General features: G+C 47.6%; 10 protein-coding genes. 7 read left to right on the forward strand and 3 right to left on the reverse strand.

What is annotated here, in order from left to right:
* The first annotated feature begins 106 nt into the window (after window positions 1–106).
* The 3 genes from rhlB (at window position 107) to elbB (ending at window position 3,681) form a co-directional block, all read left to right on the forward strand.
* Complete coding sequence (gene rhlB, locus ABUE20_RS05095) at window positions 107–1,411, forward strand: ATP-dependent RNA helicase RhlB (RefSeq protein WP_408618768.1); 1,305 nt, start codon at window positions 107–109, stop codon at window positions 1,409–1,411.
* Between the two features lie 19 nt (window positions 1,412–1,430).
* Window positions 1,431–2,924, forward strand: a complete 1,494-nt coding sequence (gene gppA / locus ABUE20_RS05100) for a guanosine-5'-triphosphate,3'-diphosphate diphosphatase (RefSeq protein ID WP_408618769.1) — start codon at window positions 1,431–1,433, stop codon at window positions 2,922–2,924.
* A gap of 76 nt (window positions 2,925–3,000) precedes the next feature.
* A complete protein-coding gene (gene elbB, locus ABUE20_RS05105) occupies window positions 3,001–3,681 on the forward strand; it encodes an isoprenoid biosynthesis glyoxalase ElbB (RefSeq protein WP_408618770.1) in 681 nt (226 codons plus the stop codon).
* Here elbB and ABUE20_RS05110 read toward each other — a convergent pair.
* Window positions 3,678–4,211 carry a GNAT family N-acetyltransferase gene (locus ABUE20_RS05110; RefSeq protein WP_408618771.1) on the reverse strand — a complete coding sequence of 178 codons (534 nt, stop codon included), beginning with the start codon at window positions 4,209–4,211 and terminating at the stop codon, window positions 3,678–3,680. The genes elbB and ABUE20_RS05110 overlap by 4 nt on opposite strands.
* 219 nt (window positions 4,212–4,430) lie before the next feature.
* Between ABUE20_RS05110 and ABUE20_RS05115 the strand changes: the two genes are divergently transcribed.
* Window positions 4,431–5,312, forward strand: coding sequence for a DMT family transporter (locus ABUE20_RS05115; RefSeq protein WP_408618772.1), 882 nt, complete (start codon window positions 4,431–4,433; stop codon window positions 5,310–5,312).
* Between the two features lie 55 nt (window positions 5,313–5,367).
* Here the strand turns inward: ABUE20_RS05115 and ABUE20_RS05120 are convergent, their stop codons facing one another.
* Together ABUE20_RS05120 and ABUE20_RS05125 are read right to left on the reverse strand one after the other, a co-directional pair.
* Window positions 5,368–6,651 (reverse strand): MFS transporter, encoded by a 1,284-nt coding sequence (locus ABUE20_RS05120; RefSeq protein ID WP_408618773.1) that lies wholly within the window; start codon window positions 6,649–6,651, stop codon window positions 5,368–5,370.
* 12 nt (window positions 6,652–6,663) lie between these two features.
* Window positions 6,664–7,770: a mandelate racemase/muconate lactonizing enzyme family protein gene (locus ABUE20_RS05125; protein ID WP_408618774.1), complete on the reverse strand. Its 1,107-nt coding sequence runs from the start codon at window positions 7,768–7,770 to the stop codon at window positions 6,664–6,666.
* 292 nt (window positions 7,771–8,062) lie between these two features.
* Here ABUE20_RS05125 and garL point away from each other — a divergent pair, with 292 nt between their 5' ends.
* From garL to ABUE20_RS05140, 3 genes are all read left to right on the forward strand, one after another.
* Entirely contained in the window at window positions 8,063–8,830 is a 768-nt protein-coding gene (gene garL / locus ABUE20_RS05130) for a 2-dehydro-3-deoxyglucarate aldolase (RefSeq protein WP_408618775.1), read from the forward strand.
* 38 nt (window positions 8,831–8,868) lie between these two features.
* Complete coding sequence (gene garR, locus ABUE20_RS05135; RefSeq protein ID WP_408618776.1) at window positions 8,869–9,759, forward strand: 2-hydroxy-3-oxopropionate reductase; 891 nt, start codon at window positions 8,869–8,871, stop codon at window positions 9,757–9,759.
* Window positions 9,760–9,825: 66 nt separating this feature from the next.
* Entirely contained in the window at window positions 9,826–10,974 is a 1,149-nt protein-coding gene (locus ABUE20_RS05140) for a glycerate kinase (protein WP_408618777.1), read from the forward strand.
* Window positions 10,975–11,066: the final 92 nt, after the last annotated feature.

The following is an 11,066-nucleotide window of genomic DNA, read 5'->3' on the forward strand; positions in this document are numbered from 1 at the left end:
TACAATAATAAGTGTCACAAAAAGTTTAAGACTTTTCGTAATATTAGTTGCTCTATTTGAATAGATCCTGCTTATTATTGCAACCCTAACCTGATATGCTTTAAGAATGAGTAAAAAACATCTAACAGACCAGAAATTTGCCGATCTGGGACTCCAATCCGAAGTGCTCCAAGCACTGGAGCAGCAAGGCTACATTAACTGCACCGCAATTCAGGCAGAGAGCTTGCCTATTCTGCTATCCGGCAGAGATATTGCGGGGCAGGCGCAGACCGGAACCGGAAAAACGCTGGCTTTTTTAATCGCCACTTTTAATCATTTACTGGTAACTCCGGCACCCGAAGGTCGCGCCATCAATCAACCCCGGGCTATTATCATGGCCCCGACCCGAGAGTTAGCGATTCAGATCCACCGGGATGCGGAAGTTCTTGCGCAAACTACTGGCCTGAAAATGGGACTCGTCTACGGAGGCGAAGGTTACGAAAGTCAGCGACATGTTCTGGAACAGGGGATCGATATCCTCATCGGAACGACTGGCCGCATGATCGATTACTACAAACAACAGACATTTGACTTAAGCGCGATTCAGGTTTTGGTTCTTGATGAAGCGGATCGTATGTTTGATCTGGGCTTTATTAAAGATATTCGCTATCTGATGCGGCGCATGAGTGCTCCAACCCAACGACTCAACATGCTCTTTTCGGCCACCTTATCCTATAAAGTCAAAGAGCTCGCTTTTGAACATATGAACGAACCGAAACACATTGTGATCGAACCAGAGCAAATGACCAATGTGCGGATCAGCGAAGAACTCTTCTATCCCTCGAACAACGAAAAAATGGCGCTATTCCAAACCATTTTAGAAGAAGAATGGCCCGATAAAGCCATTGTCTTCGCCAATACCAAACACCGTTGTGAAGATATCTGGGGACACTTGAGTGCCGATGGACATCGGGTCGGACTATTGACCGGGGACATTGCCCAACGCAAACGAATCCGAATTCTGGATGATTTTGCCAAAGGCGATCTGGATATTCTGGTCGCAACCGATGTGGCCGCACGCGGATTGCATATTCCTCATGTCACCATGGTATTTAACTTTGATTTACCGGATGATCCTGAAGATTACGTACACCGAATAGGTCGAACCGGTCGAGCCGGGGAAGATGGCAAAGCCATTAGCCTCGCCTGTGAGGAATACGTTTTTAATCTTCCAGCGATTGAAGCCTATATCAAGCATCCGATCCCAGTGACCCAATATGATCCAGAAGCCTTGTTGAGCGACTTACCGGCACCGATTAAATTGCATCGCCCCCGCAATAACCGAACCGGGAAAAACAGCAACGGGGGACGGACCCGAAATACCAACCGAAATCGGCGGCGGCGGAGTCCCAGCCAATCGAGTCATAGCTAAACCAGGAAGGGATGGAACCGTGTCACCACTTTATGCTGCCATTGATTTAGGTTCGAACAGCTTCCATATGTTGATTGTTCGTGAAGTCGGGGGCGCTATCCAAACGGTTGCCAAAGTTAAACGTAAAGTCCGTTTGGCTTCAGGGCTCAATCAGGCCAATGAGTTGGATCACCCGGCGATGACCCGAGGGTGGCAATGTCTGTCGCTGTTTGCCGAACAGCTCCGGGATATTGATGCAGATAATCTGATCATTGTGGCTACGGCAACGTTACGTCAAGCCACCAATCGCCAGCAATTCATTACCAAGGCCGAACAGATTCTGGGGCATCCACTGCAGGTGATTAGTGGTGATGAAGAGGCCAGTATTATTTATCGAGGCGTCGCCTGTACCAGTAGTGGTCAAGGGAAACGGCTGGTCATTGATATCGGCGGGGCCAGCACCGAATTAATCGTCGGAGAACAAAATCAGGCGATGTTGCTTAATAGTCTGGACATGGGGTGTGTCACCTGGCTTAAACGCTATTTTGACGGTCCGGAAAGCTTAAATTCCGCCACTTTTGACCAAGCTATCGCCGCGGCCAAAGCCACCCTTCGGCCTTATGTCAGCCATTATCGGCGTCTTGGCTGGCAAAGCTGTATCGGTGCTTCAGGAACCATTCAGGCGATTCAAGAAGTCATGTTGGCCCAGAATATGGCCGAATCGATCACTCTTAAAAAGTTGTATCAGTTGCGAGCACAAATCATCACCTGTGGTGACTTTTCAAGACTTACGATCCAAGGCCTCAGCGCTGAGCGACAACCGGTCTTCCCAAGTGGTTTATCGATTTTAATCGGCCTATTTGAAGAGCTCCGAATTAATGAGATGAGTCTGGCAGGCGGAGCACTTCGGGAAGGATTAGTGTACGGTTTACTCAGCCAGCAACCCAGTTCCAGTATTCGCAATAAAACGGCCGAGAGCTTTATCAACCGCCATCATATTGATCTGACGCAGGCTGAACAGGTCAACCATTATTCCCGCCAGTTAGCCTTACAGATTGTTCCAGAACTCAATCATCACGAACGGCAAATGCTACGTTATGCCTCACTTTTTCATGAAGTGGGTCTGAATATCGAATTCAAACGAGCCCCGCAACATGCGGCCTATATTATTGACCATAGTGATCTACCCGGCTTTAGTAATGAACAAAAGCATCTGATCTCAGCCATGCTGCTCAATCAACGGGGCGATTGGCAGCTTGAGCCTCTAAAACAACAGCGGGCGGTTCCATTTGAACGCTCGGTCGTGCTCACTCGCTTATTGCGCATTGCTATTATCCTGAGTATGCGTCGCAACCATCAAGATTACGAATCGGTGAGCCTATTGCAGAATAAAGAGCAGCTCAATGACTGGACACTCAATATGCCTCCAGGCTGGTCGACTTGCTATCCACTGCGCAATGCCGAACTTTATTTGGAACAAGCGAATCCAGCGGATCCCTATTCACAATTACAGATTACAGAGCTTATCGCCTAAGGACTATTGACCTTTCAGGATTGTTTTTACAACCATCACAAAAGGTCAACACCCCCTAAATACAGTGAGGTTTACAATGAAAATAGCCGTATTATTAAGTGGTTGTGGTGTGTATGACGGCAGTGAAATTCAAGAAAGCGTATTAAGCCTGCTCGCCATCAGTCAGGCAGGCCATCAATATACTTGCTTTGCTCCGGATATAATCCAAACCGAAGTGATCAACCATTTAAATGGTGAGCTTAAATCAGAAACTCGGAATGTCCTTGAAGAGTCGGCTCGAATTGCTCGGGGACAGATCCAACCGCTAACGGCTTTGCGTAGTGCAGACTTTGATGCACTCTGGCTCCCCGGAGGATTTGGTGTGGCCAAAAACCTGACTCGTTGGGCGACTCAAGGCCCGGACGGTGCCATCGAACCCTCCGTAGCAGCCATCATCCAAGAATGGATCCAAAGCAACAAACCGCTCGCCGCACTGTGTATGGCCCCCACGACAGTCGCCAAAGCCTTACAGGGAACCCATATTGCCGTCACCCTGACCATTGGCAATCAGTCTCAGCCTTCCCCTTATGATATCGCTGCCATTGAAGCCGGGATAAAAGTCTGCGGAGCCAACCCTGTCGCCTGTTTGATCGGTGACATTACCATCGATCGGGCTCACAAACTGGTGACAGCCCCCTGCTACATGATGGAGACCACCCTCCCAACACTCGCCAAAGAGTGTCAGGATATCGTTGCCGCGCTGGAGGCATTAGTTTAACGAAGCTTAAAAAGCTGAGAAAATGGCGCCGGATAATCCAAGACCTCATGCCCTTCATGCAGAGGCCCATCGGTCAACGGCGCGACTAGAATCGACGTGGGATCGACCTCAAATGGACATTGCCAGCCATATTCCGATAAAGAACGAAACCCAAAGCGCGGATAATAATCCGGTAAACCAATCACAATGATAGCGTGATATCCCCGTCGGCGAACTTGCTCAATGGCCACATTAATCATCGCACTACCCACTCCGAACCCCTGACATTTGGGGACAACGGCCATTGGTGCCAGCGCCATGATCTTCAATTGCGTGTTTCCCTGAAGTTGGATCTCACTTAATAAGATATGACCGCTCACTTCACCATCCACTTCAGCAACCATTGAAAGTTGTGGACAATCGACAAGTCCTCGCATCGAATCGACAAACCGAGCTTCTCCCGGATGTTCAAAAACCTGTACATAAATCCGGCGAATTGCATCCACATCAACATCCCGAGCGATCCGTAAGGTGGGACTTAAACTACTCATCTGCTCCACTACTCCCCGTGATGGAAAAAGGTAAATTTTAACGTCGGGACTTGCTGCAAACTCTGGGTTACTGCACAAACCCCGTATCAAGTATGATCGTCCTCGCCCAATCCGCCAGCTTTTTATCAAAGAACCCAGAGTTAGATCCTAAACTGCTTGTCAGCCAAATCATAAACGATTACCGTACTCCCCCTCAATTTACGCTTTAGGAACAACAGCATGGGCTATGAGTGGCTCGCGTTAATCTCTGCAGCATTATGGGCATTAACGAGCCTGATTTCTGTCATACCATCCCGCCACCTCGGGGCCTTTGCATATAGCCGCTACCGAATGGCGGTTGTCAGCGCCGTTTTAGCCATTGCCAGTTTAATCACCGGCGGTTGGCAAACGCTGCAACTTCATGATTTATTATGGCTTATCATCTCAGGTATCATCGGCATCTTTATCGGTGATACCGCTTTGTTTGCCTGCATGAATCGGATCGGGCCTCGCCGTGCCGAGTTATTATTTACCTGTAATGCAATTTTTACTCCCATTTTGGGGATCCTCTGTTTTCAGGAAACCATGAACAGCTGGCAAATTGCCGGAGCAAGTCTGTTATTGATCGGGGTTGCTTTAGCGATTATGTTCGGGAAAAATCAGAAACATCAATGGGAAGCCATTCGGGGGCCACTCGCACTGGCCATTCTATTGGGACTCACCTCAGCTTTAGGACAAAGTTTTGGGGCCATCTTAGCGAAACCGGCACTGCACAGCGCTACCGACCCTATTTCAGCCTCACTGATCCGCATGACATCGGCTTTAGTCGCCCATCTTATCTTATGGTGGCGAATGCCGTCGCTCACTCGTTCCCATCAACCCATGAACTGGTCTATCTTCGGTTATGTCTTTACCAATGGTTTTCTAGCGATGGCAGTAGGAATGACGCTTATTCTATATGCTTTGCGTCACGGTAACGTTGGCCTGGTCGCCCTGTTTTCAGCGACTACCCCCATCATGATTTTGCCAATGCTTTGGATCTATACCAAACAAATCCCGACCCGGAGTGCCTGGATCGCCTCAGCCCTGGTTGTCTTAGGGACCGGATTATTACTGCACTAACCTCTAAGAGCTAATCACGACTCGGCTACATCTAAAGGTAGCCGAGTCATCTGTATTACAGCGCTTGCAAACGTAGCACTAAGTTACTTTTAACAAAAATCACTAAGCTAATCATACCCCCAATCGCTAACACACTGGCCAGAATAAAGGCCGAATGATAACCGCCACCATATTGGATAATAAACCCGGTGACGGCAGGCGACATGATCCCTGCCAGATTCGACAGGAGATGAACAAAGCCACCTGTTGTGCCAATTTTTTTCGGTGGAACGATATCCTGTAAAAGTGACCAACATGCCTGAGGCGTCATATACGCAAAGATAGTGGCAATCGTGATCAAGGTTACCGCTAGGTACAAATCACTCACGTAAGCCGTACAAAAAACACTGATTGCCGCGATCCCCAATCCAACGAAAATAATAATTTTTCGTGACAGGACAAAGTTATTCAACTTCGAGAAGATATAATCACAGATCATCCCACCAATAATGAACCCTACGGTTGCCCCCAACCACGGTAGCATTCCGACGATACTCATACTTTTAATATCTAGATGCTGGAAATCGACCAAGTAAATCGGCAACCATGATAAAAAGAAGTATTGAATGTAGTTAAAGCAGAAGAATGCCAGTGCCACACCGATAACCGGGAGTGACAAAATATATTTCCACATGGAATCATGGCTATCGTTTTCATGCGCCGGATTACGAACTCTTGCGGGGCGATTATTAACGATTAGTTCGGCTTCTTGCTCAGAAACCCGGCGATGATCTTCTGGTTTATCTCTGAAGAAACACAACCAAAACCCCAACCAAACAAAGCCGAATAAGGCAATCACAACAAAAGCAAGCCGCCAGCCAAAATAGAGCCCGACTAACCCAACAATAGGAGCAGACAACGCCGCACCTAACGGTTGTCCAGCATTCGTAAACCCAACAGCACGACCAATTTCTTTTTTCGGGAACCAGTTAGAAATAGACTTATTCGTGGTGGTTCCCATCGGGCCTTCACCGATACCAAACAACACTCGAACAATGATTAAATGGAAAAAGCCCCCCACTAATGCAGTCGCACCACAGAATAACGACCACACAGCCATTGCCAATCCATACACTTTTCGAGGTCCATATTTATCTGCTCCCCAACCGCCAATGAAACAGAAGAGGCAGTAGCCCACGAAAAAGCAGCTAAATAGAATTCCTAATTGCGAATCCGTTATTTTTAAATCAGTTTTAATGAGCGGAGCCATAATAGAAAGCGCCGACCGATCCATGTAGTTTAATACTCCAGCTAGAAATAAGAGTATCGCTACATAATACCGATATTTATTCTTAAACATTGTTCTATCCTTTTAGACGCATGAATAATATTTAATTATATTTTTATTTATTATTTCTAAATCAGGGTCAAATCCTAACCCAGGAACATCAGTTAAATTTATTTCTTTCTTATAATTTAGAATAGGGTGGACATTGGATTTAAACTTAATAAATGGAACTTCTAATTTGATATCTTCATTGAGCATAGAAATAATATGAGCCGTTGCTAACATTCCTGCCCCATAATAAAAACAATGTGGGATGATTTGAATCTCACTTTCTTTTGCCAGATCTAATAAATGAAGTATTGCAGTAATTCCACCTATTTTGGTTACACTAGGTTGAAAAATATCAACCGCATGATATTTCTGAAAATTCAAAAAATCTATCTCACCATTAGCATTCTCCCCAGCAGCAATCGGAATTCCTTTTTCCCTTAACTTAGATAATCCAGCGAGATTATCTGGAGACCAAAGGGGTTCTTCAATCCATTTCAAATGAAGATCTTTTAGCTCATCGAAGTGAACACTTGCTTCATCTATATTCCAGATACAGTTGAGATCAACTGACAAATCAACATCATCAGGCAGGATTTCTCGAATCAGCTTAATGGTGCTGATCTTTGTTTCATGAACCTTAATTTCTCGATACCCTGCTTCAATAACTTGCTGCAGTGTTTTATTTAATCCTTGAATATTATCGCCGTAATTGACCAAGCTAGGATATAATTCTATCTTTTGTCGAGTCCCGCCAAGAAATTTCCATAATGGCAATTGGTTTGCTTTCGACAATAAATCCCATAAGGCAATATCAATAGCAGAAATAGCATATCGAATCGGTCCTGTTCGACCAAATCCATGCAGCGATTTTTCTGCCTGATGGATCAATGATTTTAATTCATCTACCGTGCTAAATGACTGGTTAATAAAGAAAGGAGCTACAACTTTTTTTAACGCTGAAAAGGTAACTGGATTAATAAGATGTCCAAAACTCTCCCCCCAGCCTATGAGGCCTTGCTCAGTTTCTATTTTAACTAATAGAGACTGCATCTCACTTACTTCAGGTGAAGCAGCGTTATAGTCCTGATCATTTGATTTATTAACTTCTCGATTAGAAGAAAAAGGAATAGAGATAATCATGATGTCTATTTTCTTTATTATCATTATAATAAGCCTCTATAAAACTATTTTATAATGGCCATTAATCACTTTATTTCCCTTTAATTCAATCGATAAAAAAGCACGATTTAATGAATTGTGAAGCAATGTTCATCGAACTGTGCAAATGACCAAAACATTCGCTAATTATTCAAATTTATCTAGGCATCCGCCCAATTCTCAAATGTTCTGAAATCTCTATGATATGGGTAATGTTTGAAAAGCCGTTCCAGATTTTTCAAACGCTCAGAATTTTCGTACCGAGGATAACTACATGACTGAAGCATCGCTCCAAAATCCCCTCCGCCAGCAGTTGCAGACTCGCCAGCGCCTCATCGGCTGTTGGTCTGCATTAGCCAATCCCATTTCAACCGAAATTTTGGGACTCGCAGGCTTTGACTGGATCCTGCTGGACGTTGAGCATTCCACGAATGACTACAGCGACCTGATCCCCCAACTGATGGCCCTTAAAAACAGTCCCAGCACACCGATCGTTCGTCCTCAGGCCAATCGCCCTGAAATCATTAAAAAATTATTAGATATTGGCTTCTACAATTTCTTAATCCCATATGTGGAAGATGCCGAACAAGCCCAACTCGCCGTCAGCGCTACCCGCTATCCTCCGTTGGGGATCCGCGGCGTTTCCGTGGCACATCGCAGTAACCAGTTTGGAACCATCACCGATTACTTTGAAAAAATTAATGACTCCATCAGCGTCATCGTTCAAATCGAATCCCAGAAAGGCGTCGATAATGTTCAAGAGATCGCCGCCATTGAGGGCGTCGATGGTATTTTCATCGGCCCGGCCGATCTGTCGGCATCATTAGGTCATCTGGGAAACCCGGGGCATCCCGATGTTCAAAAAACGATCCGCTACGTTTTCGACCAGACGGCCAAAGCGGGCAAAACCTGTGGGATCCTCGCCCCTAATCGGGAAGATGCGCTGCGCTATCTGGAATGGGGGGCTAATTTCGTCGGCGTCGGCTCCGACCTCGGGCTCTTTAAATCAGCCTGTTTTACTCTGGCACAAAGCTACAAATAAACCTTGTTATTACGTTTTTAATGAAAGGAGAGACAATTATGAGTATCAAAATCGGCTTTATCGGTTTAGGCATTATGGGCAAACCCATGAGTAAAAATTTACTCAAAGCAGGCTATGAACTCGTTGTTTATGATCGCAATGAAGGCAGTGTTGCCGAACTGACTCAAGCAGGGGCCGTTGCGGCCACTTCAGCCAAAGCCGTTGCCGAACAGGTCAAAGTCATCATAACCATGTTACCCAACTCTCCCCATGTCAAAGAAGTTGTTTTTGGCAGTGATGGGATTGCCGAAGGCTTCGCCGCTGGCGGCACATTGATCGACATGAGCTCCATTGCCCCACTGGCCAGCCGCGAAATTGCCGCTGAGCTGGCCAAACAGGGGATCGAAATGCTCGATGCTCCCGTCAGTGGCGGTGAACCCAAAGCCATCGATGGCACGCTCTCGGTCATGGTCGGAGGCAAACAAGACATTTTTGACCAATATCAAGAGCTCCTGTCATGCATGGCCGGCTCCGTCGTTCGGACCGGGGAAATCGGCGCCGGGAACGTCACCAAACTCGCCAACCAAGTCATCGTGGCCCTCAACATCGCCGCCATGTCTGAAGCCTTAACGCTCGCCACCAAAGCCGGTGTCGAACCTGAACTCGTCTATCAGGCCATTCGCGGCGGACTCGCCGGCAGTACGGTTCTCGATGCCAAAGCCCCCATGGTTCTCGATAACAACTTCAAACCCGGTTTTCGCATCGATCTGCATATTAAAGATCTGGCCAATGCCCTCGAAACCGGTCATGGCATTCATAGTGCCCTGCCCCTGACCGCCGCCGTTATGGAGATGATGCAGGTCCTCAAAAATGACGGACTGGGAGAATGCGACCACAGTGCACTGGCTAAATACTATGAAAAATTAGCCCATATCGAAGTGCGAAAATAATACAACAGGCCAGCAACGCTGGCTCTGTTCCCTTGTTTTAACCGACTCACATGCATGGGATCGCGTATGAATATTGTTATCGCTCCTGATTCATTTAAGGAGAGTATGAGTGCTATTGGTGTCGCTGAGCAGATAGCTCTGGGGTTCAAGGCCATCTATCCGGATGCGCAGTATACCCTCACGCCGGTCGCCGACGGTGGCGAAGGAACGGTGGACGCACTGGTCAATGCCACCCGGGGAAAACGCGTTCAAACCACGGTCACCGGCCCTCTTGGCGCACCGGTTATCGCTGAATTCGGATTAACCGGTGATGGCCAAACCGCCGTCATTGAAATGGCGGCCGCCAGTGGCCTGATGCTGCTCCCCCCCGAGCAGCGTCAGCCGCTTCACACCACCAGTTTTGGGACCGGGGAACTGCTGATTGCCGCCGCCCGCCATGGGGTATCGCACATCATTCTGGGGATTGGTGGCAGTGCCACCAATGATGGCGGGGCCGGATTGCTACAGGCCATCGGGGTCAAATTGCTGGATGCAGCGGGTCATGAACTTCCCCCCGGAGGCGGGGCGCTCTCGGCGCTGGCACGGCTCGATACCCGCCAACTGGATCCGGAATTACAGCGCTGTCAGATCACCATTGCTTGTGATGTCACCAATCCACTCGTTGGTCCGCAAGGGGCTTCAGCGATATTCGGTCCGCAAAAAGGGGCTACGCCGGCGATGATTGCTCAGCTCGATGCCAATCTCAGCCACTATGCCCACTGTCTGGCGCAACATACCGGGATCACCATTGCCGATTATCCGGGTTCCGGTGCCGGCGGTGGCATTACCGCCTCCCTGCTGACCGTATTGAATGCCAAGCTCTACTCCGGGATCGAACTGATTATGGAGGTTGTGAAGCTGGAGGCTGCCATTCGGGAAGCCGATCTGGTGATTACCGGTGAAGGTCGACTCGACAGTCAAAGCATTCAGGGGAAGGTGCCCGTTGGCGTCGCAAAATTGGCCAAAAAATATCATAAACCCGTGATCGGGATCGCAGGTTGTCTCAGTGAAGATGTCGAGGTGGTTTATGATCACGGTTTAGACTGTGTTTTTAGTGTAATACTGCGGCCTTGTTCATTGCAGGAAGCCTTTGATGACACCCGTCAGAATCTGGTCATCACTGCGCGAAATATCGCCCGACTCTATCAGTTAGGCCAGCTCGCGGCTACCGCATAAGTTGTCCGGTATGGCGTCCCCAGTAAAGATAGGAGGCCATGCTCATCATGCATATCTTTAGGGGGATCCACGGCATTGTGCTATTGAACGAA

It is taken from the genome of Celerinatantimonas marina (genome assembly GCF_046054165.1).
Taxonomy (GTDB): domain Bacteria; phylum Pseudomonadota; class Gammaproteobacteria; order Enterobacterales; family Celerinatantimonadaceae; genus Celerinatantimonas.